The sequence below is a fragment of the Heliomarina sp. genome (assembly GCF_052826185.1).
The window spans coordinates 86482-111206 of record NZ_JBRBUI010000045.1; the positions used below are offsets into that span (position 1 = coordinate 86482).

The following is a 24725-nucleotide window of genomic DNA, read 5'->3' on the forward strand; positions in this document are numbered from 1 at the left end:
TAGTTTCTTAGACAAATCTGCAAGGTGTCTAGATGGCGAAAGCTGAACAAGAAAAAACCGAGCGTCAGGCGTGGATGGGCCTTCTGGCCAAATCCAGCCCCGCGCGGCTTGCGGCCCTGATGGACAAGGCCAGCGACGTGCCGGATTTCACCTGGCTTCGTGTGCCCGAGGCGGGCGGCGTCATGGTACGTGGTCGCATGGGGGGCACCGGTGCGCCCTTCAATCTGGGCGAGATGACAGTGACGCGCTGTGCCCTGCGGCTGGAAAGTGGCGAGGTTGGTCATGCCTACGTGCAGGGCCGCGACAAGGCGCACGCCCAGCGCGCAGCTCTGGTCGATGCGATGATGCAGACGGATCGTGCATCCGATTTGCGCGCCAGCGTGCTCGACCCGCTGGAAGCGGAACGCGAGGCGCAGATCGCGACCCGCGCAGCCAAAGCCGCCGCCACTAAGGTCGATTTCTTTACCATGGTCAGGGGAGAAGACTGATGCAGACAGAGGCGCTTACCGGCGGGTTTGCCAACCCGCCAATAGACTCCGCTGCCGGATTTCGCGCGGCATTGAACGCGATGGCCCGGCCCGGCAAGATCGAAACCGTCAGTGGCGGAACCGCGCCCGCGCCGGTTTCCACCGCCGCTGCTGTGCTGCTGCTCACGCTTTGCGATGCGGAAACACCGCTCTACCTTGCACCGGGCGTTGATAGTCCGGCTATGCGCGACTGGGTCGCTTTCCACATCGGCGCGCCGCTGGTCAAGGCGGAAGAGGCGCAATTCGCGCTTGGAGACTGGGCCGCACTTTCGCCGCTTGAGCGTTTCCGGATTGGCAATGCCGAATATCCCGACCGTTCGGCCACCCTGATCGTCGAAATGCCGGACCTCTCTAACAATGGGGCCGTCCTCTCCGGCCCGGGCATTGAAACCACCGCCCAGCTTTCGCTCCCCGAGGTTGAAATTTTCCGGACCAACCGCGCCCTGTTCCCCCTCGGGCTCGATTTCTATTTTTGCGCGGGGAAGCGGCTGGCCGCCCTGCCGCGCTCGACCAAGGTGGAGGCTGCCTGATGTATGTTGCCGTCAAAGGGGGCGAGCGCGCCATCGACAATGCGCATGAATGGCTGGCCGAGGAACGGCGCGGTGACCCTGCCGTGCCGGAACTTTCGGTGGCCCAGATCCGCGAACAGATGAAACTGGCGGTGAACCGGGTCATGGCCGAAGGCTCGCTTTACGATCCCGACCTCGCCGCGCTGGCGATCAAACAGTCGCGCGGCGACCTGATCGAGGCGATTTTTCTGATCCGCGCCTATCGCACCACGCTGCCCCGCATCGGCCATTCCGAACCGGTCGATACCGGCGCGATGATCTGCGACCGTCGGGTTTCTGCCACGTTCAAGGATGCCCCGGGCGGACAGGTGCTTGGGCCGACCTTCGACTACACGCACCGTCTGCTGGATTTCAAACTGGCCGCCGAAGGTGAAACGCCGCGTGCGCAAGAGGTCGATGCCGAGCGCAAGGAAACCCCGCGCATAACGGAATTCCTCAATCGCGATGGGCTGATCCAGGAAGAGACGCCCAGCGACGAGACTCCGCCCGACATGACCCGCGCGCCAATGGAATATCCCGCCAACCGGGCGCTGCGGCTTCAGGCGCTGACCCGGGGCGATGAAGGTTTTGTGCTTGGCATGGCCTATTCGACCCAGCGCGGATACGGGCGCAACCACCCTTTCGTGGGCGAGTTGCGCATCGGCAAGGTGCCGGTCGAAATGGAGATCGCCGAGCTGGGGTTCTCGGTCGAGATCGGCGAAATCGACCTGACCGAATGCGAAACGGTCAACCAGTTCGCCGGATCCAAGACCGAGCCGCCGCAATTTACACGCGGCTACGGGCTGGTCTTTGGCCAGACCGAGCGCAAGGCGATATCAATGGCGCTGGTGGACCGGTCGCTGCGCTGGGAAGAACTGGGCGAGGACAATGTCGGCGCACCCGCACAGGACGAGGAATTTGTGCTGTCCCATTCGGACAATATTCAGGCGACAGGTTTTCTCGAGCACATCAAGCTGCCCCATTACGTCGATTTCCAGTCGGAACTGGAGCTGGTGCGGCGGATGCGGGCCGAGGCGCAGGCGAGTTACAAGGAGGCGGCGGAATGAGCTGTTTTTCTTTGCCCCTACTGCGCTGCCCGGCGACAAAGGCAACGCCAAGAAACGCAAGGCCAACGGCCAGACCGGAACAGAAACTCACCGGATTCATCGGATATCCTTTCAACAGGAGCGCGACCCATGACTGAGGAGCGACCGGGCGTCGAAACTGATGCCTATAACTTTGCATATCTCGATGAGCAGACCAAGCGGATGATCCGTCGAGCCATTCTCAAGGGCGTCGCCATTCCCGGCTATCAGGTGCCTTTTGCCAGCCGCGAGATGCCGATGCCCTATGGTTGGGGGACGGGTGGTGTACAGGTAACAGCCGCCTGTCTGACGCCCTCGGACCGGCTCAAGGTGATCGATCAGGGCGCGGATGATACGACCAACGCGGTCTCGATCCGCAAGTTTTTCGAGCGTACGGCGGGTGTGGAGACCACGGAACACACAACCGAGGCCACGGTGATCCAGACTCGCCACCGGATTCCGGAAACCCCGATGACCGAGGACCAGATCCTTGTCTATCAGGTGCCGATACCGGAACCCCTGCGCTTTCTGGAACCGCGCGAGACAGAGACCCGCAAGATGCACGGGCTTGAGGAATACGGGCTGATGCACGTGAAGCTTTACGAGGATATCGCGCGGCACGGTGAGATCGCGACCGCCTATGCCTATCCGGTCAAGGTCGAGGGGCGCTATGTCATGGATCCGTCCCCGATCCCGAAATTCGACAACCCGAGACTGGAAAGCCCGGCCTTGCAATTGTTCGGCGCAGGGCGCGAACAGCGCATCTATGCGGTGCCGCCTTATTCCAAGGTCGTCAGTCTCGATTTCGAGGATCATCCGTTTGACCCCTCCAAGGCGGATCATCCCTGTGCGCTGTGCGGGGCCGAAAATACCTATCTCGACGAGGTGATCATGGATGACGCGGGCGGGCGCATGTTCGTCTGCTCCGACACCGACTACTGCGCAACCCGCCAGGCCGAAGGCCATCGTGGTGCGCAATCCGCACCATTCACGGAGGCCGCAGAATGAGCACCCCCGCTACACCGCTTTTGCAAGTGCGCGATATCCGCAAGACCTATGGGGCGCGGATCGGCTGTACGGATGTGAATTTCGACCTCTATCCCGGTGAGGTGATCGGGATAGTTGGCGAATCCGGCTCGGGCAAGTCGACCCTGCTGAACTGTCTGGCCGGACACCTTGCCCCGGACGCAGGCGAGATCCTGTTCAACACGCGCGCCGATGGTCTGAAGGATACGCTGAAAATGTCGGAACCCGAACGGCGGATGCTGGGGCGGACCGACTGGGCTTTTGTCCATCAGAATGCCCGCGACGGGCTGCGCATGGGTGTCTCGGCCGGGGGCAATGTCGGTGAGCGGCTGATGGCCGTGGGCGCGCGGCACTACGGGAACATCCGCGAGCAGGCGATCGACTGGCTCGACCGCGTGGAAATTGCCGAGGACCGTGTCGACGATCGCCCCGGCGCATTTTCCGGCGGCATGCAGCAGCGCTTGCAGATCGCGCGCAACCTTGTGACCGGGCCGCGGCTGGTATTCATGGATGAGCCGACCGGCGGACTGGATGTGAGCGTGCAGGCGCGGCTTTTGGACCTGCTGCGTGGACTTGTACGCGAGATGGGGCTTTCGGCGATCATCGTGACCCATGATCTGGCCGTGGTGCGCCTGCTGGCGGACCGGCTGATGGTGATGAAATCCGGGCATGTGGTGGAAACTGGGCTGACCGACCAGGTGCTGGACGATCCGCAGCATGGCTATACGCAGCTTTTGGTCAGTTCGGTTCTGCAGGTTTGAAAATGGGGGCGCTGCCCCCGTCCGCGCGGAGGCGCGGACTCCCCCGGAGTATTTGGAGCAAGAAGAAGATGATATCGGTCAGAAATGTTGCGAAGACATTCACTTTGCACAATCAGGGCGGGGCGGTGATACCGGTGATGGAGGGGGCCGATCTGGAGGTCGCACCCGGCGAATGCGTGGCGCTGACAGGATCGTCTGGGGCGGGCAAGTCGACCCTGATGCGGATGATCTATGGCAATTACCTTGCGGCATCGGGATCTATTATCGTGGGCGATGTGGATGTTGCGACGGCTGAACCTCGTGAGATCCTGAAGCTGCGGCGCGAGACGCTGGGATACGTGAGCCAGTTTCTTCGCGTGGTGCCTAGGGTCGCGACTCTGAACGTGGTGGCCGAACCGATGCTTGCTGTTGGCATGGAGCGCTCGGCTGCAGTTTCACGGGTGCGGGAGTTGCTGACCCGGTTGCGGATACCCGAAACCCTGTGGGAACTGTCGCCGACAACCTTTTCCGGTGGCGAACAGCAGCGCGTGAACATCGCACGTGGATTTGCGCATGTATTTCCGGCCATGTTGCTTGATGAGCCGACCGCGAGCCTCGATGCCGCCAATCGCGCGACGGTGCTGGATCTGATTGACGAGGCCAAGGCGCGGGGGGCAGCGATCATCGGGATCTTTCACGACGAGGAGGCCCGCGCCCGGGTTGCCGACCGCGAGATCGACGTATCGCGTTTCACGCCAAGGGCTGCATGATGGCGGGGCGAGTCTTTGCCGTTGTTGGCCCGTCCGGCGCGGGCAAGGACAGCCTGATGGCGGCTGTTCTGGCGGCGCAGCCGGAACTGCATCTTGTGCGGCGCGTCATTACCCGGCGCGCGGATGCAGGCGGCGAAGATTTCGAGCCTGTCACGGCGGAGGATTTCGACCGGCGTCTGGCACAAGGCGAGTTTGTTCTGCACTGGCAGGCGCATGGGTTGAAATACGGCATTCCGGCAAGCGAGTTGACGGAGGCGCAGCGGGGGCGGGACGTGATGTTCAACACCTCGCGGGCGGTACTTGAGGAGGCCGCGCAGAAGATCCCCGGTCTCACGGTATTGCACGTCACGGCGGATGCGGCGGTTCTTGCCAAGCGTCTTGCGGGCCGTGGCCGTGAAACTCCTGAAGATATTCAACAGCGGCTGGCCCGGGCGGCCATGCCCCTGAAAACCGCGCTTCCGCTTGTGGAAATTGACAATTCCGGCCCGCTAGAAAACGCCGTCGCGGCGGTTTTGGCGCTACTGTCACCGGTAAAGGCATGAACGATGCAGATGAGATATGAAACCAGCGAGATGATCCTGACCAACGCGGATCTGGTGCTTGAAAACGAGGTCGTGCGCGGCACGGTCTGTGTCAGCGACGGGATGATCACCGCCGTCGATACCGGGCGCAGCGCGAGGGCAGGGGCGGTGGATTGCGACGGCGACCTGCTGATCCCCGGGCTGATCGAATTGCACACCGACAATCTCGAACGGCATATCCAGCCCCGGCCCAAGGTCGACTGGCCGCACGGTGCGGCGATCATCGCCCATGACGGGGAACTGGCCAGCACCGGCATTACGACAGTTTTCGACGCTCTGAGGGTTGGTTCGGTCGTGTCGAACAACCGGACGAACTATCGCGAATACGCCCGGCCCCTTGCCAGCGAGTTGCTGGACATGCGTGCGCGGGGCCTGCTGAGGATCAGCCATTTTCTCCACCTGCGGGCCGAGGTCTGTTCGGAAACCCTGACCGAGGAACTGGACAAGTTCGGCGCCGAGGACAGGGTCGGAATCGTGTCGATCATGGACCATACGCCGGGGCAGCGTCAGTTCCGCGATCTGGAAAAGCTGAGGGCCTATGTCTGCGGCAAGCATGGGTTGTCGGACGACCAGTTCGAAGAGCATGTGGCGCATCAGGTGGCGACCCGCGAACGCTTGGGAGCGGCGCATGAGACAGCGGCCGTTGCGGCGGCAGCGCGTTTCGGGGCCGTGCTGGCAAGCCATGACGACACCGATACCGGTCACGTCACCACCAGCGCTGCCCACGGTATCCGGCTGGCCGAGTTCCCGACCACGGTCGAGGCGGCGCAGGCCTGCAAGGACAATGGTATCGCCGTAATGATGGGCGCGCCCAACTTGATTCGCGGCGGCTCGCATTCCGGCAACGTGGCGGCGGAAGAACTGGCGCGGCTCGACCTGCTTGATATCTTTTCATCGGACTACGTGCCCTCGGCTTTGATGAGCGCGGCGCTGCGGCTTGCCGATCTCTGGGGTGATCTGCCGCGCGCCATTGCCACTGTCACCTCGGCCCCGGCGCGTGCGACCGGGCTGGATGACCGGGGGCGGATCGCCGAAGGCTTGCGCGCCGATCTGGTCCGTGTCAGGCCTGTCGAAGGTGTTGCTTCGCTGCGCGGAGTCTGGTCGCATGGGCGGCAGGTCGGCTAAAGCGTCCCGCACTGCGGAAATAGCCCGTCGATCGCCCATACCGGGCAGCCCAAGCACGATTTTTTTATGCGGGTTCGGGCGGTCTAATGCGTTACCGGTGTTTACATTTCTCGCAATGCGGAAAATAGTTCCACTCGGTTAGCCAAGGGAGGACATTATGACCGCTTCATCATCAATGCTGAATCGCCGGAGCATGTTGCGGGGGGCCGCACTGGGCGCAATCGCCACGCCGGCACTCGTCGGCAAGGGGATCGCACAGGGCAAGGTAACCTGGCGCGTTCAGTCGCACTGGCCCAAGGCGTCCAGCTCGTTCACCGACAGCCTTGGCGTTCTGGCCACCGTGCTCGAAGAGCGCACAGACGGCGCGTTCAAGCTCGAACCGCTTGGTGCCGGTGAATTCGCCAAGGGGCCGGATATCTACAACATCCTGCGCAAGGGCGTGGTGCCGATGGCGACGCTGTCGCCGTCCTATATCCAGGACCAGGCACAGGCCGCATCCTTTGTTTACGGCATTCCGGGCACGTTCCGTGAGAGCTGGCAGCTACAGCACGCGATCAAGAACCTCGGGCTCGAGGATCTGGTCAACGAAGATCTGAATAAAGAAGGCGTCATGCTGATGGCGGAAAAGGTGCTGCCGGTCGAGATGGTCGTCTCCAAGCGCATCGAATCCGCCGACGATTTCCGCGGTCTCAAGATCCGGTCGTCGGGTACGATGATCGACTACCTTGCCGCGGCCGGGGCCGCGCCTCAATATGTGCCGGGTTCGGAACTCTATCAGGCGCTCAGCTCGGGTGTTGTCGATGGCGCGCACTGGGGCGCAGCGATCGGTGCCAAGTCCATGTCGCTCTGGGAAGTCTGCAAATTCCACTGCAAGCCGGGTCTCGGCATGACGACCGATGCCTATGCGGTGAACATGGATCAGCTGGAAGCGCTGGACGACGATCTGCGCACCGCGCTGATCGACTCGATGCAGAACCGCTTCTTCCTGCGCTCGCAGGAATACCAGCATCAAGAGGCCGTCGCGCTGGCCTCTGGTGTTGCCGAGAATGGTATCGAGGTTATCACCCTGCCGGACGACGTGCTGGAAATGCTGTCGAACGCGTCCAAGGACATTTTGGCGAAAGAGGCCGAAAAAGGCGAACGCGCTGCCAAGGCTGCGGATATCTATCGCGAGCTGATGACGGATTTCGGCTACATCTAAACGGATCTGACAGTTCCTTCGGATGGGGCGGTGCAGCGTACCGCCCCGTTTCTTTGGCCGATCCCCCGAAATGCCGGTATGATCACCGGGCCGGGAGAGCTGGCATGACATTCACGACCATGGGGAGGCAGGGCGATGCAGGCGCTTGCTCGGAGTATAACGCGGTTCAACAGGCTGATCGGCAAATGGGTATCGCTGGCGGTGCTGATCATCTTTGCACTGCTGCTGGCGGATGTGGTGATGCGCTATCTGGTGGGGCAGCCCGCCATCTGGACTGCTGAACTGGCAACGCTGATCTTTGGCGTCTACGCGATTATCGGCGGCGGCTACCTGCTGGCCGAACGCGGGCACGTCAGCGTCGACATCCTCTACGGCTCCTTCTCGACCAAGCGCAAGGCGTTGATTGATATCATCACGTGGCCGCTGTTTCTGCTTTTTGTCGGGGTGCTGCTCTGGCAGGGCTATGACATCGCCTCCGAGGCAATTGCCGATATGGAACGGTCGAACTCTACCTGGAAAGCGCCGCTCTGGCCCACGAAATCGCTGATCCCCGTGGCCGCCATCCTGCTGTTGTTGCAGGGCTTTGTCCGTCTCTGGGCGGATGTGCGCGTGTTGATGGGCCTGCCCGTCGATGAAGAAACCTTTGGCAAGCTGGCCGATAGCGAAACCGGCGGCGAGGTATAATAAATGAGCGTTGAAATCCTTACACTGCTGTTCTTCGGCTCCCTTCTTCTCTTTGTCCTGCTGGGCACGCCGCTCGCTTTCGTGCTGGGCGGGATCTCGGTTGTCTTCCTCTATTTCGAAATGGGCACCATCGGGTTCTACCTGTTGGCCTCGAAAATGTGGGAGACCATGTCGAACCCGACGCTCATGGCCATCCCTCTGTTTGTCTACATGGCGATCCTGCTGGAAAAATCGGGGGTGGCGAACGATCTATACGACATGATGCACCAGTGGTGGGGCGGCCTGCGCGGCGGTCTGGCCATCGGTACGGTGCTGATCTGCGTGATCTTCGCGGCCATGTCCGGCATCTCGGGCGCCGCCGTGGTGACCATGGGCACCATCGCGCTGCCCAAGATGCTTGAACGCGGTTATGACAAGAAACTGGCGCTCGGGGCGATCAACGCGGGCGGCGGCTGGGGTATCCTTATCCCGCCGTCGATCCTTATGGTTCTCTACTCGCTGCTAAGCGAGGTCTCGGTCGGACGTCTCTTTGCGGCGGGCGTCGGTCCGGGGATCCTGCTCTTCGTACTTGTGTCGATCTATATCGGCGTGCGCTGCTGGATACAGCCAGAGCTTGGTCCTTCGCTGCCACCGGAAGAGCGTGCGAACTGGCGTCAGAAATTCGCCTCGCTGAAATCGGTGATCCTGCCGATCCTGATCGTGGTGATCGTTCTGGGCGCGATCTTCGGCGGTTTCGCAACACCAACCGAAGCGGCAGCCATCGGCGTCTTCGGTGCGATGGTCGCGACTTTGATCAACGGCCAGCTCTCGTGGAAAGTCATCCACGAGGCGTCCATCTCTACGCTGAAGCTGACCGCGCTTGTGATGTGGATCCTTTTTGCAGCACACGCTTTCTCGACCGCCTATACGGCGCTGGGGGCGCAAAGTCTGATCCAGCACCTGATGGAGTTTATTCCGGGCGGGAAATGGGGCGCGCTGGCCTTCATGCTCTTCGTGCTGTTCCTGTTCGGGATGGTGCTGGACCCGGTTGGGATCATGCTGATCACCCTGCCGGTATTCCTGCCTGTCGTTCAGGCGGCCGGGTTTGACCCGGTCTGGTTCGGTATCCTCTTCATTATCATGATGGAGGTCGGCTATATGACCCCGCCCTTTGGCTTCAACCTCTTCTACCTGAAAGGGGTGGCGCCACCGGATGTGACTATGGGCGATATCTATCGCTCGGTCATTCCCTACGTGCTCGTCACGCTGGTCGGGTTGTTCCTGATCATCGTGATCCCGGGCATTGCCCTCTGGTTGCCGGATTACTTCTACAACTAGCGGTCGGGCGGTACACGGTGGGCAAAGGTCTTGGCCACCGTGACCGACAGCACGATGCGCAGCACATGGTGCGCGGTGACAAACAGAACCGAAACGTGCAGCGAGAGCGCGACAAGCGACATCTCTGCGAGACCGCCGGGGGCAAAGGACAACACGACTGCATTGATATCCTCGTCTACGATCTCGTGCAGCACGACGGCAAAAAGCATCGCAAGGCACATGGTGAAAACCATGTTCTGAAACGCAAGCAACAGGGCGCGGCCAAAGGTCTTTGGCCGCATCCCGACGAACCGGGTGCCCAGCGCCACACCGATAACAAGCTGCGTGACCTGTATCAGCCAGCCGGGCGGCGCGGCGGTGAGCAGCCCGCTCAGGTGTGCAAGACCCGAGGCCAGAACCGGCCCGGTGATGACAAAGGCGGGCAGGCGCAACCGACGCCCTCCGAAATAGCCGATAAGCCCGACAATCGCCTGCCAGAACAACTCGGGCGCATCCAGCACGCCACGCGACCCGCCAATGACAGCGCCGGCGGCAGAGCCGACCGCATCGCCGCTCAGGATGGTGAAGGCCAGCGGCACCAGCATCACGGTCAGGATCAGCCGCATGAACTGCAGGGCCGTCAGCACCTGCACATCCGCGCCATTTTCTTCGCCCATGGCGATGGATTCCATCAGCCCGCCGGGCACCGCCGCATAATAGGCCGTAGTTCCCGACAGCTTGCCGATACGGCGAAACCCCTGATAGCCGATGAAATGCGCCAGCGGGATATAGATCACCAACGCCAGCAGCGATGGCCACCAACTGCGCGCCTGCTCGAATATGTCCGGCGTAAAGGACGCGCCAATCGACAAACCGATGATCGGGACAAAGAACAGCCGCAGCCAGAACGGAATGCGCGGTGGGTGACCGCCCACCTTGAATCCGAAAATCGAAATCGCGCCAACCGCAACAACCGAGCCAAGCAACATTGGCAGGGGAAATCCCATCGCTTTGGCCGCGAAACCCCCGGCGATCCCGGTCAGAAAGGAGACCAGTGTTGTCTTAAGGTGGATCTCTTCGCCTGCAATCGTTACCGTCACACTGCGGCCTCGCGTTCTTGATGCCGCTCAACTTGCGGCCTGTTAGCCATAAGAATTTTGCCCATGTGGGGCAATCTCAGGCAGATGTAGGCCAACGGGCGGAAATTTGTCGGAATTCCTTTAATAGGATGCTTGCCCGAAGCGATTCTAGCTTTTAGCCTCCCAGCAGGTGCGAAACATAATTCCGCACCGCGGGAGGAAATCATGAGTAATATTTCGCGGCCGGGCGAGCGCGCTTGGCACAAACACTATGAAACCGGCGTGTCCACGAACTTCCAGCCGGAAGTGACGACCTGGACCGAAATGATGAGCCGGGCTTTCGACAGCTATGCCGACACCGTCCTGATCGAGTATTACGGCAAGTCCTATACCTTTGCCGAGATGCGGCGTCTGGCGGGGCAGGTAGCCTCGGCGCTCAAGGCCAAGGGCGTGGGCAAGGGGGACCGCGTTGCATTGCACCTGCCGAATTGCCCGTGGCACCCGATTTTCTTCTTTGGCGTCATCGCGGCGGGGGCGGCGGTGACCCATATCAGCCCGCTCGATGCCGACCGCGAAATTGCACACAAGCTCAAGGACAGCGGCGCCAAGGTCGCGGTCACGCTGACCACGCCGGAACTGGCGAGCCATTTCAAGCCCTTGCTCGCCAGCGGCGAGACCCCGCTTTTGGTCCAGTGTCCCGATCCGGTATCGGCCATGGGCCGCGACTGCCCGGTGTTCGATGGCGCGATGGGCGTACAGGAGTTTCTCGCCGGCCATGAGAATGCGACTTATGATCCGGTGCCCGTGACCCCGCAGGATATGGCCTTGCTGCAATATACCGGCGGCACGACAGGGGTGCCAAAGGCGGCGGTGCTTACCCACGCGAACCTGACCGCGGCGGTTCAGATCTATTCCGAAAACACGAAAAACGACAGCTCCGCCGAGCCGGGGAAATCCTCGCTCGTCTATTCGCCGCTGTTCCACATCATGGGGCTGACGGTTGGGCTTTTGAAACGCGTACATGAAGGCGGCACCATCCATCTCCGCCTGCGCTATGACGCGGCACAGGCGGTCAAGGAGATCGAGGAAAAGCGGATCGCTTCCTTCGGCGGTGTGCCGACGACATGGATCGCGATCCTGCAGCTCCCCGATATCGAAAAGCGCGACCTCAGTTCACTGGAATATGTCGGGTCGGGTGGGGCGCCGCTGCCTGTCGAAGTCTATAACCGCATCAAGAAGCTGACCGGTCTGAAACTGTTGGGCGGATGGGGCATGACCGAAACCTCCCCTGCCGGTACCGCCGTGCCGCGCGACATGCCCGACGAAAAACTGGGCACCATCGGCGTACCGCTGCCAGGGATCGACCTGAAAATTGTCGATGTCGAAGATCCGACCAAGGATCTCGGTCCGAACATGACCGGCGAAATGGTGGTGAAAGGACCCAATGTCACTGCCGAATACTGGGGCAAACCAAAGGAAACCGCCGACTCTTTCTCCAACGGGTGGTTCCTGACGGGCGACATCGGCTACATGGACGAAGACGGGTATTTCTACCTCGTCGACCGCAAGAAGGACATGATCCTGTCCGGCGGCTTCAACGTCTACCCTCTGATGATCGAAAATGCCGTTCACCAGCATCCCGATGTGTCCGAAGCGATCGCCATCGGCGTGCCGGACGATTATCGCGGCGAAAGCGCTAAGGTGTTTGTGCAGCTTAACAACGGTGCCAAACCCTTTGCGCTCGAAGAGCTGCAGGAATTCCTCAAGGACAAGCTCGGCCGTCACGAAATCCCGCGCCACCTCGAATTCCGCGATGAATTGCCCCATACGCCCGTCGGCAAACCCGACCGCAAAGCGCTGCGGCGCGAACTCGAAACGGTGACATGATACAACAAGGGCCGCTCGCGAATGCGCGGCGGCCCTGCCTTCGGCAAGTCCCGGCAGACCGACCCGCTTACGAGGTAATTAAAGCGGGGAGGCCTGCCGGAAAACCGATCAGAAGCGGTACGAGGTTTTGATGTGGATCGTGTTCACGTCCACGTCGCCGCCACCGTTACCGATGCTGTCAAACGAGTGGTACATGTATTCTGCACCGACCGTCCAGTTCTCACCCACACGCCAGTCGTAACCCAGACCGACAACATAGCTATCGCCGCTGTCGTTGAAGAAGTTACCAACGCCGTCAAAGTCGGAATAAGCATAACCGAGCGAACCGTAGAGCAGGCCGTTGCCCATCTCGTAACCGGCGATCAGCTTGAGGCGCGCCATGCTGTCGAAGGACGCCGTTTGACCGGTGCCGGGGTCAGTGATCGAAACGTCGGCCCAGTCGTACTGGAATTCCGGCCCGAGGTACCAGTTGTTGCCGAGGCTCCACAGGTAACCTGCGGTCAGACCCCCGATGACGCTGTCGTTGTCAAAGCTGCCGCCAAGGTCGAATTCACCGTAGGCATAGCCGAGCTGTGCACCTACATAGCCACCTTCCCAGAAGGGCTTAACAACCGGCGGCGGGGTATACACAACCGGCTCTGCCGGTGCCGGATCAGCGTTGCCGGCCAACGCTGCGGATGCAGCGGTGCTGCAAAGAAGTGCAATCGTAACTGTGCGGATCATTTATCTACTCCTAGTGTTTTTCATCCGGACACGCCCAACTCTCTGCTCGGGGATTAGTTCCCAAGGGGCGTTAGGTTAATCATTTGTTACTTGGAGGCGACTAATCCAGCCCGTCTGTTAACACCCGGCTAAAATTAGCCGACAGGTTGAATTTATAGGCTAAAGTTCGCGTATAAATTGAAATATTTCAGTGCCGACCCTTGAAATTCATTTTTCGAGGTCTTTGAAGCAGTTAACCCCTGATCGTCGTTTCTAATCAGGGGGTACAGTAAATTAACCGTGACTGAACGGAAATGTGAATGGCTCCGGACCTTTCGCCCGGCGCTCAGGCTGCCGTTATATTGGTCAAACGGGCCTTTGCCGCCTCGTATTCGCGGCTCAGCCGGGCAATCAATTCGGCAGCTGGCACCACCTTGTCGACCGCGCCGATCCCTTGCCCCGATCCCCAGATTTCCTTCCAGCTTTTCGGCTTGGCACCGCCGTCGCCAAAGTTCATCGCCGAGGGATCGGACCGTTCAAGGTTCTCCGGATCCATCCCCGCCGCCGAGATCGAAGGCTTTAGATAATTACCCCAAACGCCGGTGAAGAGATCTGAATAGACGATGTCATTGGCACTGCCCTCAACAACCATCTGCTTGTAGCCTTCAACCGCGTTGGCTTCTTCGGTCGCGATAAAGGCCGATCCGACATAGCCGCCATCCGCGCCCATCGCCTGCGCCGCAAGTATGCTGTCGCCGCGCGCAATCGACCCCGAAAGGAACAACGGTCCGTCGAACCACGACCGGATTTCTTGCACCAGCGCAAAAGGCGACAATGCCCCGGCGTGACCACCGGCCCCCGCTGCCACCGCGATCAGACCGTCCGCGCCTTTTTCAATCGCCTTCTTGGCAAACTTGTTGTTGATCACATCATGCATGGTGATGCCGCCCGCGCCATGCGCCGCCTCGTTCACCCATTCCTGCGCCCCAAGCGAGGTGATCCAGACCGGCACCTTGAACTTTGCGCAGATTTCGACGTCGCGCTCCAGCCGGGTGTTCGACCGGTGAACGATCTGGTTGACGGCAAAGGGGGCGGCAGGAGTGTCCGGATTGGCCTGATTATAGCGGTCAAGCTCTTCGGTAATGCGCGTCAGCCAGCGTTCCAGCTCAATCGGCTCGCCTTCCTTCTCGCGGGCATTCAGCGCAGGGAAAGAGCCGACCACACCTGCTTTGCACTGGGCGATCACCAGATCCGGATTGGAAATGATGAAAAGCGGTGCGCCGATTACGGGCAGGCGCAGGTGTTTCAGGGTGTCGGGCATGGTCATCTTGAATCTCTCCTCCTGGAACGGCAGCGTACCGCAGCCGTCAATTTGACGGCAAGCTACTCAGTGGAACGCTGTTCCGCAATGCCCGACACTAACGTTCGGGACAAACTCTCGGATAGAGCTTTAGCGTGCCCTTGGCACTCTGTGGCTCATGGTTTCGGCCAGCGCTACAAGTCGCGGTCCGAATTCGCCGATGAGCCGGTCCTGCGGCAGAAAACTTGCAGGCCCGCCAAGGTTAAAGGCCATCAACGGCTCGTCACTCTGGCTGCGAAAGGGCACAGCCACGGCGTTAACACCGGTATGCCATTTTTCGAGGTTCGCATAGAAACCGCGATCCTCGATCTGGGCGCGGGCATCGTCGATCCCCGCCCGGATCGACGGCCAGAGATCCGGGTCGGCGTGTCGTTCAAGATCTTCCAGCGCCTCCGCCCGCTCCTCCTCGGAACAGGCTGCAAGATAGGCGCGTCCCATCGCCGACCGCGCCAGAGAAATCCGTGATCCCACCCCAAGCTGAAGCGACACGACGCTGCGCGACCGCGCGCAGGCAACATAGGTCATCGTAAGCGCATCGCGCCCGCCTAGTGCCACCATCACGCCTTCGCCGCAACTGTCGGCCAGGGTCTGCATATACCCTTGAGCGGCTTCCCTGATCGGCATCCCGCTCAGGCAGGCATATCCAAGGCTCAGCACCGGGACGCCCATGCGATAACGCCCGGTTTCGGCATCGTATGTCAGGTAGCCGGTCTGCAGCAGTGTATAGGTCAGCCGGGATACCGTGGAATTGGGCAGACCGGTCCGCTCCGCCAGATCGCCGTTGGAAAGCCCTGACCGGTCATCGGCACGAAAGGCCCGCAGGACTTCGAGGCCCCGGTAAAGCGAGGTGATGAATTGCCGCTCGTTCCGCCCGGCCTCTGCCGACAGGGTGTCATCCTCGATATGCGTGCGTTTTCTCAACCTTTGATCCCAGCCTGTTCCGCCCCGGCGTTCTGACCCGTGCCGACACAGTGCAAAGGCCGAACGCCCCGTTTTGCTGCCCGTTTCACAGATCGTCGCCATTTTATCCCGTCAAACAGCGATAAACAGCACAAAGCGCATATGCCAGCAGAGTTTGGCAAATCGCGCTGTGGCGGAACCAGTCAAGGCCCTGCCGTGTTGTGATCGCAACGCTCTATCGACTTGTCGGCCGAACCGGCGCGGAGCATTTTCGGAGTAAAGCTTTTGTACCACGACACACGGCAAAAGGAATCGTCAATCTGTCTGATCGCGAATGACAAGTCAGGCAAAGGGAAGGCCTCGGAGCAGGTCAGCCAGCTCGAGGAATGGCTGAAGCGTCAGCCCGGCAAGACCCGGTTTGAAAGGGTGAGCAAGGGCTCGGATATTCAGGAGATCGCGCAGCGAGTCGCTGCTGGCCCTTTTGAAACGGTGGTCGTGGCTGGCGGGGATGGCACCATCTCCACCGTTGCGGGCGCACTCGCTGGCACGGACAAGGTCATGGGCGTGATCCCGTCAGGCACATTCAACTACTTTAGCCGCAGCCTCGATATTCCCGATGAACTTGAAGACGCCCTGCGCCTGATCGAAGTGGGCCGGAGCAAGGCCGTGAATGTCGGCACGATCAATGACCGGGTCTTTCTGAACAACGCCAGTCTTGGCGCCTATCCGGCCATCCTTGACCAGCGCGAAGATGTTTACCGCCGTTGGGGCCGAAGCCGGATCGCGGCACACTGGTCCGTCATTAAGGCGCTGCTGACCGTGAACAAGCCGCAGTCGATGCGGGTTACAGTGGATGGTACTGTCTACCGCATGAAGACGCCGCTGGCCTTTGCGGCCAACAGCGCCTACCAGCTCGAAGAATTCCGCCTTGAAGGTGCCGATGCCGTCCGCAACGGCCAGTTTGCCCTCTATCTCGCAAAGGACTGCGGGAGGTTCGAAATGGTCAAGTTTGCATTCAAACTGGCCCGTCGCACGCTTCAGGCGGATCGGGACTTTACCCTGATATGCGGTGAGGAAATCCTGATAGAAACGCTGCATGCCCACAGGCTTGTTGCCCGCGACGGGGAAAAAGAGCGGATGCTCTCGCCCTTCCGCCTGCGAGTTCTGCATGACGCGTTGAACGTGATCGTACCCTGAGCCAGACTGGTAGGTATGAAACGGATACTGCATCTTTCCGACCTTCATTTCGGTCGGGACCGGCCAGAGCTTCTTGCTCCGCTGATCGACACGATCAACGGGTCGAAAGCCGATGTGGTCGCTCTTTCCGGTGATCTGACCCAGCGCGCGCGTCATAGCCAATTCCGTGCCGCGCGTTCTTTTATTGACCGGATAGAGCTGCCGATGATCGTGGTGCCGGGTAATCATGACATCCCATTGCACCGGCCTTTCCTGCGCATGTTCAAGCCGTTCTCGCGCTACCGTCACTGGATCGACCGGAATCTCGAACCCCAGATCGTAACTGACAACGTCGGAATTTTCGGGCTCAACACGGTCACGCGGTGGAGTTGGCAGCGCGGTCGCATGACCGGACACGCCACCCGTCGCCTCTGCCGGATGTTTGGCGATGGCGACGAGGATAGAATCAACGTTATCGTCGCCCATCACCCGTTTCGGCACCCACCCGGATCCTCCAAGGATGGCATGATCGGCGCGGAAAGCGCTCTTGAAAAACTGTCCGAATGCGGGGCGCATATCCTGCTATCGGGCCATCTCCATTCATGGTGGACCGAGCCTTACAAAACCAATTCGGGCCATTCCAATATCCTCCAGATTCACGCCGGGACCGGGCTTTCGACAAGGTTGCGCGATCAGGACAATGATTTCGCCATTCTCGACATTGACGGGCGCGACCTTCGGGTAGAGCGCTGGGTCGCCCTGCCTGAGACCGAACGCTTCGTGCACCGTCTGACCACCGACTTCACCCTTGGCGAAACGGGCTGGCAACGCACCGGTGGCAAGACCTATTCCGTGGCGAACTGACGGGGCAGGGCCGACGACACGTTGCACGCGCCCTCACAAAGCTGGCAAGGTCGTCGTGACTTAGACCTGCCGGGCGAACCCGGTCAGCAAAGAACGGGACAGACATGGATCTTAAACTTATCGACAAGCACGTTCTCGTGACGGGCGGCTCCAAGGGGATCGGTTTCGCGACGGCGATGGCCTTCGCCCGCGAAGGCGCGCGCGTAACGCTGGTGTCGCGCACTAAGCCGGCGCTCGCCAAGGCGGCGGAACAGATCCGCGCCGAAACAGGGAGCGAAGCGGGTTTTATCGCCGCCGACCTGTCCGAAGATGAAGGCCGGCTTGCGCTTTTCGGCGAGGCCGCTGCCGTCGATATCCTTGTCAACAATGCCGGGGCAATCAAGTCCGGCCCAATCGAAGCGCTTGGAATGGACGACTGGCGCGAGGGTATGGATCTCAAGTTCTGGGGCTACGTCCACCTGTGCAAGCTGTTCTCCGAGCAGATGCGCGCCCGCAAGTCCGGCACGATCATCAACATCATCGGCATGGGGGGCAGGGCGGTGCGCCCGTCCTATATCATCGGCGCGGCGGCAAATGCCGGGCTGATCGGGTTCACCAGCGCACTCGGCGCGGCCACCCCGGCGGATAACGTGCGTGTCTTCGGGATCAACCCCGCGATCACCAAGACCGACCGTATGATCGACCGCCTGAAACAGACCGCGGATCAGAAATGGGGCGACCCGGACCGCTGGGAAGAGCTTGTCGACCCCGCGAATTACCCTTTTGGCCGTCCGAAGTCAGCCGAAGAAGTCGCAGCCCTCGCGGTCATGTTGGCCTCACACCAGGTGCATTACCTTTCCGGTACGGTTGTCGATATCGACGGCGGGGGACGCTGGGGCAAGTAACGCCTCAAAGGTGCAGTTCTTCGTAGGACACCATGACATGTTCCCGAAACGCGGGCCGCCGGTTTCCCACAACGGCGGATCTGTCCCGTGCGGCAGGACCGGCACGGTGCGGTTCGGGTTCAGCGCGCCAAAGGCGTCGGTATCCGTCCCACCAAACTGGTGGCCGATGTCGTGACGGCGATAGGGCAGGCCTAATTCGCCAACGCACCACATCACCGCCTGCACGTTGGACGATGTCTTGCGTCCCCAGACTTCCCGCATGACCTCATATCCACTCACCCCAAGCAAAACGGGCGGCCCAAGGACCGCCCGCCGTCATAACCTGCGCGTCGGACTTTACTTCTGCAAGTCGGTCCAGATGCGAGTGTAAAGCGCCTGCGTGTCGGGGTCACAGGTCGGCAGGAAGGTGCCTTTGTCCTTCAACTCTTCCGGGATGTTGATCTCACGCGCGGTCTTCATGTCTTCGGGCATGAATTCTTCAGATCCCTTGATGCCGTTGGCATAGCGCGCGAATTCCGAAATCAGCGCGGCGTTTTCCGGTTTCATGATAAAGTTCTGGAAAGTCTTGGCCTCTTCCATGTTCTGTGCGTCCTTCAGAACCGCGACAGAGTCCATCCAGACGACGTAGCCTTCTTTCGGATAGCCATAGGCGATGTTTTCATTCGCCAGACGCATACGGAAGGTCGAGCCGTTCCAGTTCACACCCGCCCAGACGTCTTCCTTGGCGAATTTCTCGATGTTGCCGTAATCCATGCCAAGCCAGCTTTTCTTTGCTTCAACCAGACCGTCACGCACCTGCTTGAGGATTTCCTTATCGTTGGTGCAGGGCTCACCACCGTAATACATGATCGCAAGGCCCATCACGTCGCCCATTTCCGGCACGACGTTGATCTTGCCCTTCAGCTCTTCCGGCGGGTCCATGAAGATGGCCGAGGTATCGATGTCGCCATCGTAATACTTGGTGTTAACCGCGACGCCGGTCGTGCCCCACTGCCACGGCACGGTGTAATGACGGCCTTCATCCCATGGCACATCGATCCAGACCGGATCCATGTTGGAAAAGTTTTCCATCTGATCGGGGCGGGTTTCTTCAAGCAGGCCTTCGGAAATCCAGATCGGCACATAGGTGGCCGAGGGCACGACGATATCAAAACCGTGGCCGCCCGCCTTGACCTTGGCCAGCGCGGTGTCGTTGCTGTCGTAATCGGTGATGGTGACGTCGATGCCGGTTTCAGCCTCGAATTTCTCGATCAGCTTGGGGTTCGTGTAGTTGCCCCAGTTATAGATGTTCAGTTCCTGCGCCATGGCGCCGGTCGCGCCCAGCGCCAGAACGGAAGCGGCTGCAAACAGTTTTTTCATCAAGTAACACTCCATGTTGAGTTGGTTGTTTTTGTTTTATCCCGGCTCTTTTCGGCCGGTATCGGGAAAGGTCAGCGGCGTTCGCGGCTAACCCAGAAAAACAGCGATACCAGAACAGCACCCGACACAAGGATGATGGTCGAAATCGCGTTGACTTCAGGCGTGACCACGCGGCGCAGCTGGCCCAGCATATAGGTCGGAATGGTTTCCTGTCCGGCGGATTTCACGAATTCTGTGATCACCACGTCATCCAGCGAAATCACGAAGGCGAGCATGAACCCGGCGATGATCCCCGGCCACATCAGCGGCAGCGTCACCCGGCGGAATACCTGCATGGGCGAGGCATAAAGATCGCGCGCGGCCACCTCCAGCGTGTCATCCATCGTTTCAAGACGCGCCCGGATTGGCAGGTAGGCAAAGGGGATGCAGAATGCCGTATGCGCGGCGACCAGATAGAGCAGGCTGGTGTAACCGGTCATCACCTTGATCCAGGCAAAAACGATCAGCAGCGCAACGGCGGTCACGATTTCGGGCACCATCAGCGGCTGGTTGATCAGCGCATAGATCATCGTGCGCCCCTTGAACCGCCGCGTCCGCGTGGTCGCCAGCGCGGCCATTGTCGCACTGATGCTGGCAATCGTCGCCGCCGACCCAGCAAGGATCAGCGACCGGATCGCCGCGTCGATCACCCGCTCATTTCCCGCCGCCTGCGCGTACCAGCGCAGCGAGAATCCTTCCCAAATCGCAAGCGAGGTGCCCGCGTTAAAGGAATAAAGCACAAGGATCATGATCGGCGCATAAAGCGCGAAAAAGGTAAAGATCGCGATGACCGAGAAACCGGGCAGGGTGCTGACGCTGTACCCCTTTGGCGCCTTCTTTCCGCTTGCGGCGGGGACAACGGTTTCGGTTTCGATCTTGCTGCCGCTCAGGGTGGTATCAGACATCTTCGCGCTCCCGCGAGGTTACCCGCACATAATAGATCAGGGCGACCATCACGATGGCCATCAGGGTCAGCGACAGCGCCGCGCCCAGCGGCCAGTTGCGGCCCGCACCGAATTGCAGCTCGATCAGGTTGCCGAACATCAGGTTCTTGCCGCCGCCCAGCACGCGCGGCGTCACATAGGCCCCAAGGCAGGGGATAAAGACAAGGATCGATCCGGCGATGATCCCCGGCTTGATCAGTGGCAGAATTACCCGGCGGAACGCGGTCCAGCGCCCGGCGTAAAGATCATGCGCCGCCTCGACCAGCCGGAAATCCAGCTTGTCCACGGCGGCATAGACCGGCAGCACCATCAGCGGCAGGTAGACATAGGTCATGCCGAACCCGATGGCGAAATCGGTGAACATCATCTGGATCGGTTCGTCGATGATCCCGATTTTCAGCAGGATCAGGTTGATCACCCCTTCGGAACGGATCAGTTCCTGAATGGCAATCGTGCGCACCAGCAGGTTGGTCCAGAACGGTACAGTGACAAGAAACAGCCAGAACTGTCGTTTTTCGCGCGGACGTGTGGCGATGAACCACGCGGTCGGCACGCCAAAGACCAGCGTCAGAACCGTAGTGATCAGCGACAGCCGCAAACTGCGCCAGAAAATCGACAAATGCGCATCGGCCCACATCAGCGTGTCGTCAAAGATGTCGCGCTGCAGCAGCACCGCAACCCACCCGTCGGTCGAGAATTTCCAGACCACGTTGCCGTAATCGCCGGGCGTCAGGAACGCGTAGACCAGCATCACCAGCAGGGGCAGGGTCGCGAAACAGCCGATAATCAATAGGGCGGGTAGCGCCAAGAGCCAGCGCGAGCGATTGTCCTGCCGCGCTTCTTCCAGTTCCAGCGCGCCGGGTTCGGGCGGTGTGTTGAGGGCCATATCGCTCATCGCTCAGTCCTTCAGAACGGTGACGGCGCCGGGCGCGATGGTCACGGCCGCCGCGTCGCCTTCGCCAAAGGCGGTGCTCTGCTCGGGGCCGTTCGGCATCTTGGTCTTGAGCGTCTCGCCGGTCTTCAGCCGCAGGTGCAGCGATGTCGCATCGCCCGAGTACACCACCGTTTCGACCGTCGCCGCCAGCTCTTCGCCAGCGGCCTCACCGGGGCGGGCGCTCGCATGTTCGGGGCGTACCAGAACGCTGACCTTGCCATCCGGGACGCCCTCTGGCGCGATGGCTTCATAGGTTCCGCCGCCCGCTTCCAGCGTGACGCGGTTGCCCGACAGATGCGCGTTGAGGAAATTCGACTCGCCGATGAAATTCGCCACGAACCGTTCCGAGGGATGAGCGTAGATCTCGCGCGGCGAGCCGACCTGAAGGATCTTGCCCGCGTTCATCACCGCGATCCGGTCCGACATGGTCAGCGCTTCTTCCTGATCGTGGGTCACGAAGATGAATGTCAGGCCGGTCTCGCTCTGAAGACGTTTCAGCTCGATCTGCATTTCCTTGCGTAGCTTGAGATCAAGCGCGCTGAGCGGTTCGTCAAGCAACAGAACTTCGGGCTGCGGTGCCAGCGCCCGGGCCAGCGCCACACGCTGTTGCTGACCGCCGGAGATTTCCGAGGTCCGTCGCGAACGGAGCTCTTCCATGCGCACAAGCTGCAGCATTTCCGTGACCTTGTCGCGGATGTCATTCTTGGGTTTGCCCAGCATCTCAAGGCCGAAGGCGATGTTATTGGCCACGCTCATATGCGGGAACAGCGCGTAATTCTGGAACACCGTGTTGATCGGTCGCTGGTTCGGCGCAAGCCGCGAGATATCGCGCCCGCCAAGGTGCAGTGACCCTCTCGTGGGCGGTTCGAACCCGGCGATTACCCGCAGCAGCGTTGTTTTTCCGCAGCCTGATGGTCCCAGCAGTGTAAAGAACTCGTTCTTGCGGATCGCAACAGACACATCGTCCAGCGCGCGGATTTCCTGATTGCTTCCGAACAGTTTCGAGATGCCGATCACATCGACGGCGGTCTCCGATTCGGCTGTGGCGGGACGGGTCTTGAGTGCGGTTTCTGGCACGATATTGATACTCCCAGTTGTTCCGAACCGTCTTTGATTTCGAATTTGATCAAAATTTTTGCGTCCGGTTTTGATCAAATCTAAGCGCCTGTTTCCTCATTGATCAAGCAATATACTTGGCTTTTCTTCTCCTGCCCCCAAGTCAGGCGCCGCGCCTGCGCTTTTTTGTGCGCTCGTTCAAACGCGCTTCAGCTTCTCAATTGAAAAGATCGCGTGCTAGCGTTCCGGCGAAAACATCAAGGAGCCGAACATGACCGAGGCCAGCCTCATAATAGAAAACGCAAAAGTCCTGACGATGGACCCCGCGAAACCCCGCGCCGATGCCATCGCGCTCGGTGGTGCCCTTATTCTGGGCGTCGGGGAAAAGGCCGAGATGGAGGCTTTCGTCGGGCCGAACACCCGCCGTTTCGACGCGCAGGGCAAGACGGTCATGTCGGGCATGGTCGAGGCGCACCTGCATCTGTTCAGCGGTGCCTATGGTCTGCGTTTGTGCCAGCTCGACCGTGTTCAGGGTCTCGACGCGCTGCGCGAAAAAGTCCTGCCTTTTGCCAAGGCGAACCCGGATGAAGGCCTGCTGATCTGCAAGGGGGCGATGTATACCCTTTTCGGCGACAAAGAGTCGATCACCCGTCAGAAACTGGACCAGGTCATTTCGGATCGCCCGCTGGTCGTGATCGCTGCCGACCATCATACCGCCTTCGCCAATACCATCGCGATGGAAAAGGCAGGGCTGATCAATGGCCGGGACGTGCCCCTTGGCAACGAGGTCGTGATGGGCAGCGACGGCACTGCCACCGGTGAACTGCGCGAATTCGAGGCCTACAGGCATGTCATGGTCCTGCGCACGTCGGGCGGGCGCGAAAATCTTGGTCTGACCGGCGATGAACCCGAAAACGTGACGGCAGCCGAGCGGGCCGAGGACGAGGCCGTGATGCTTGAGGGGCTGAAATACTGCGCCTCCTACGGGTTCACCTCGCTGCACAACATGGATGGCAATATCTACCAGCTCGAACTGCTGGATGCGCTGGAAAAGCGGGGCGAATTGCTGTGCCGGACGGAAATTCCGTTCCACCTGACGCCCTCCAAACCCATTTCTTCGCTCGAAGTCGCCCGCCAGATGACGACGGATTACAAAAGCGACCGGCTGCGCTCGGGCCGCGTCAAGATGTTCATGGATGGTGTCATCGACAGTGGCACCGCTGTCATGGTCGAGGATTACGCGGATCAGCCCGGCTGGCGCGGCGACCCGCTGCATAGCGTGGAGCGTTTCAACGAGGCCGCGACCGAAGCCGACAAGCACGGGCTGCAAATCGCCGTCCACGCCATCGGTGACGCGGCCGTGCGTCGGGTGCTTGACGGTTACGAGGCCGCGCAAAAGGCCAACGGCAAACGCGACTCGCGTCACCGGATCGAACACATCGAGGTGCTGCATCCCGATGATCTTCACCGGTTTGCCGAACTCGGCGTGATTGCCTCGATGCAACCCCAACACCCGCCGGGCGCGCTCGACTTCCCGCTGGAACCCTGGACCAGCAAGGTCGGCAAAGAGCGCTGGCCGTGGTCTTTCCCGGTCCAATACCTGCGCGACGAAGGCGTGCCGATCGCCTTTGCCTCGGACTGGCCCGTCGCCGATATCGACCCGATGCGCGGCGTTCAGGCCGCTGTCACCCGCAAGCCGTGGCATCCCGATCACCCAAGCCATGCCTCCAACCTGATGCAGTCGCTGTTCGATTACACGATGGGCGGGGCCTACGCCGGATTCGATGAACACCGTCTGGGCAAGCTGGCGCCCGGCATGCTCGCCGATGTGGTCGTGATGGACGCCGATCTCGAAAGCCTCGAAGCCGAGCAGATCGGCACTGCCCGCGCCGCGCTGACGCTCTGCGGCGGCGAGATCACCTGGGAGGCATAATCGCTCTCGCCGCCCGGGCCAAATG

Annotated in this window: 25 protein-coding genes; 16 read left to right on the forward strand and 9 right to left on the reverse strand. The window is 60.6% G+C overall.

The window, feature by feature from the left end:
• The first annotated feature begins 32 nt into the window (after positions 1-32).
• The 11 genes from phnG to ACU0FH_RS12685 all read left to right on the forward strand — a co-directional run bounded on the left by phnG (position 33) and on the right by ACU0FH_RS12685 (position 9604).
• Positions 33-488, forward strand: a complete 456-nt coding sequence (phnG, locus tag ACU0FH_RS12635) for a phosphonate C-P lyase system protein PhnG (protein ID WP_238369462.1) — start codon at positions 33-35, stop codon at positions 486-488.
• Positions 488-1057, forward strand: coding sequence for a phosphonate C-P lyase system protein PhnH (phnH, locus tag ACU0FH_RS12640; protein ID WP_446194964.1), 570 nt, complete (start codon positions 488-490; stop codon positions 1055-1057). The genes phnG and phnH overlap by 1 nt, the downstream gene beginning before the upstream one ends.
• Positions 1057-2142 (forward strand): carbon-phosphorus lyase complex subunit PhnI, encoded by a 1086-nt coding sequence (locus tag ACU0FH_RS12645; RefSeq protein WP_446194966.1) that lies wholly within the window; start codon positions 1057-1059, stop codon positions 2140-2142. The genes phnH and ACU0FH_RS12645 overlap by 1 nt, the downstream gene beginning before the upstream one ends.
• 129 nt (positions 2143-2271) lie before the next feature.
• The gene (locus tag ACU0FH_RS12650) at positions 2272-3168 is read left to right on the forward strand and encodes an alpha-D-ribose 1-methylphosphonate 5-phosphate C-P-lyase PhnJ (RefSeq protein ID WP_446194968.1); all 897 of its coding nucleotides are present in this window, start codon (positions 2272-2274) and stop codon (positions 3166-3168) included.
• Positions 3165-3947: a phosphonate C-P lyase system protein PhnK gene (gene phnK, locus ACU0FH_RS12655; protein WP_446194970.1), complete on the forward strand. Its 783-nt coding sequence runs from the start codon at positions 3165-3167 to the stop codon at positions 3945-3947. Before ACU0FH_RS12650 ends, phnK begins: the two co-directional genes overlap by 4 nt.
• A 68-nt stretch (positions 3948-4015) precedes the next feature.
• Positions 4016-4696 carry a phosphonate C-P lyase system protein PhnL gene (gene phnL / locus ACU0FH_RS12660; protein ID WP_446194972.1) on the forward strand — a complete coding sequence of 227 codons (681 nt, stop codon included), beginning with the start codon at positions 4016-4018 and terminating at the stop codon, positions 4694-4696.
• On the forward strand, positions 4696-5238 hold the full coding sequence (phnN, locus tag ACU0FH_RS12665) for a phosphonate metabolism protein/1,5-bisphosphokinase (PRPP-forming) PhnN (protein WP_446194974.1): 543 nt from the start codon (positions 4696-4698) through the stop codon (positions 5236-5238). The genes phnL and phnN overlap by 1 nt, the downstream gene beginning before the upstream one ends.
• A gap of 3 nt (positions 5239-5241) precedes the next feature.
• Entirely contained in the window at positions 5242-6402 is a 1161-nt protein-coding gene (locus ACU0FH_RS12670) for an alpha-D-ribose 1-methylphosphonate 5-triphosphate diphosphatase (protein ID WP_446194976.1), read from the forward strand.
• 157 nt (positions 6403-6559) lie between these two features.
• Entirely contained in the window at positions 6560-7603 is a 1044-nt protein-coding gene (gene dctP / locus ACU0FH_RS12675) for a TRAP transporter substrate-binding protein DctP (protein WP_446194977.1), read from the forward strand.
• Between the two features lie 135 nt (positions 7604-7738).
• Positions 7739-8287: a TRAP transporter small permease subunit gene (locus ACU0FH_RS12680; RefSeq protein WP_238369453.1), complete on the forward strand. Its 549-nt coding sequence runs from the start codon at positions 7739-7741 to the stop codon at positions 8285-8287.
• A 3-nt stretch (positions 8288-8290) separates the two neighbouring features.
• The gene (locus ACU0FH_RS12685) at positions 8291-9604 is read left to right on the forward strand and encodes a TRAP transporter large permease (RefSeq protein ID WP_446194982.1); all 1314 of its coding nucleotides are present in this window, start codon (positions 8291-8293) and stop codon (positions 9602-9604) included.
• Here the strand turns inward: ACU0FH_RS12685 and ACU0FH_RS12690 are convergent.
• On the reverse strand, positions 9601-10683 hold the full coding sequence (locus ACU0FH_RS12690) for an AbrB family transcriptional regulator (protein WP_446194984.1): 1083 nt from the start codon (positions 10681-10683) through the stop codon (positions 9601-9603). The genes ACU0FH_RS12685 and ACU0FH_RS12690 overlap by 4 nt on opposite strands.
• A gap of 204 nt (positions 10684-10887) precedes the next feature.
• Between ACU0FH_RS12690 and ACU0FH_RS12695 the strand changes: the two genes are divergently transcribed.
• The gene (locus ACU0FH_RS12695) at positions 10888-12549 is read left to right on the forward strand and encodes an AMP-binding protein (RefSeq protein ID WP_446194986.1); all 1662 of its coding nucleotides are present in this window, start codon (positions 10888-10890) and stop codon (positions 12547-12549) included.
• A gap of 108 nt (positions 12550-12657) precedes the next feature.
• On the opposite strand, the gene ACU0FH_RS12700 is transcribed toward ACU0FH_RS12695, so the two are convergent.
• The 3 genes from ACU0FH_RS12700 to ACU0FH_RS12710 form a co-directional block, all read right to left on the reverse strand.
• A complete protein-coding gene (locus ACU0FH_RS12700) occupies positions 12658-13272 on the reverse strand; it encodes an outer membrane protein (protein ID WP_446194988.1) in 615 nt (204 codons plus the stop codon).
• Between the two features lie 325 nt (positions 13273-13597).
• Positions 13598-14578, reverse strand: coding sequence for an NAD(P)H-dependent flavin oxidoreductase (locus ACU0FH_RS12705; RefSeq protein ID WP_446194990.1), 981 nt, complete (start codon positions 14576-14578; stop codon positions 13598-13600).
• Between the two features lie 123 nt (positions 14579-14701).
• Positions 14702-15532 (reverse strand): IclR family transcriptional regulator, encoded by an 831-nt coding sequence (locus ACU0FH_RS12710; protein WP_238369447.1) that lies wholly within the window; start codon positions 15530-15532, stop codon positions 14702-14704.
• Between the two features lie 264 nt (positions 15533-15796).
• Here ACU0FH_RS12710 and ACU0FH_RS12715 point away from each other — a divergent pair, with 264 nt between their 5' ends.
• The 3 genes from ACU0FH_RS12715 (at position 15797) to ACU0FH_RS12725 (ending at position 18435) form a co-directional block, all read left to right on the forward strand.
• A complete protein-coding gene (locus ACU0FH_RS12715) occupies positions 15797-16708 on the forward strand; it encodes a diacylglycerol/lipid kinase family protein (protein ID WP_446194993.1) in 912 nt (303 codons plus the stop codon).
• A 15-nt stretch (positions 16709-16723) separates the two neighbouring features.
• On the forward strand, positions 16724-17551 hold the full coding sequence (locus tag ACU0FH_RS12720; RefSeq protein ID WP_446194995.1) for a metallophosphoesterase family protein: 828 nt from the start codon (positions 16724-16726) through the stop codon (positions 17549-17551).
• Positions 17552-17655: 104 nt separating this feature from the next.
• Positions 17656-18435, forward strand: a complete 780-nt coding sequence (locus ACU0FH_RS12725) for a short-chain dehydrogenase/reductase (protein WP_446194997.1) — start codon at positions 17656-17658, stop codon at positions 18433-18435.
• Here the strand turns inward: ACU0FH_RS12725 and ACU0FH_RS12730 are convergent.
• The 5 genes from ACU0FH_RS12730 to ACU0FH_RS12750 all read right to left on the reverse strand — a co-directional run bounded on the left by ACU0FH_RS12730 (position 18367) and on the right by ACU0FH_RS12750 (position 22788).
• Positions 18367-18696: a glutathione S-transferase N-terminal domain-containing protein gene (locus ACU0FH_RS12730; protein WP_446194999.1), complete on the reverse strand. Its 330-nt coding sequence runs from the start codon at positions 18694-18696 to the stop codon at positions 18367-18369. The two genes, ACU0FH_RS12725 and ACU0FH_RS12730, sit on opposite strands and share 69 nt — an antisense overlap.
• Positions 18697-18771: 75 nt before the next feature.
• The gene (locus ACU0FH_RS12735) at positions 18772-19794 is read right to left on the reverse strand and encodes an ABC transporter substrate-binding protein (RefSeq protein WP_446195000.1); all 1023 of its coding nucleotides are present in this window, start codon (positions 19792-19794) and stop codon (positions 18772-18774) included.
• Between the two features lie 71 nt (positions 19795-19865).
• Positions 19866-20738 carry an ABC transporter permease gene (locus ACU0FH_RS12740; RefSeq protein WP_446195001.1) on the reverse strand — a complete coding sequence of 291 codons (873 nt, stop codon included), beginning with the start codon at positions 20736-20738 and terminating at the stop codon, positions 19866-19868.
• Positions 20731-21672 (reverse strand): ABC transporter permease, encoded by a 942-nt coding sequence (locus tag ACU0FH_RS12745; protein ID WP_238369440.1) that lies wholly within the window; start codon positions 21670-21672, stop codon positions 20731-20733. The genes ACU0FH_RS12740 and ACU0FH_RS12745 overlap by 8 nt, the downstream gene beginning before the upstream one ends.
• Positions 21673-21675: 3 nt before the next feature.
• Positions 21676-22788 carry an ABC transporter ATP-binding protein gene (locus ACU0FH_RS12750; protein ID WP_446195003.1) on the reverse strand — a complete coding sequence of 371 codons (1113 nt, stop codon included), beginning with the start codon at positions 22786-22788 and terminating at the stop codon, positions 21676-21678.
• A 250-nt stretch (positions 22789-23038) separates the two neighbouring features.
• On the opposite strand from ACU0FH_RS12750, the gene ACU0FH_RS12755 reads away from it, so the two are divergent.
• Entirely contained in the window at positions 23039-24700 is a 1662-nt protein-coding gene (locus ACU0FH_RS12755) for an amidohydrolase (protein WP_446195004.1), read from the forward strand.
• The last annotated feature ends 25 nt before the right edge of the window (positions 24701-24725 follow it).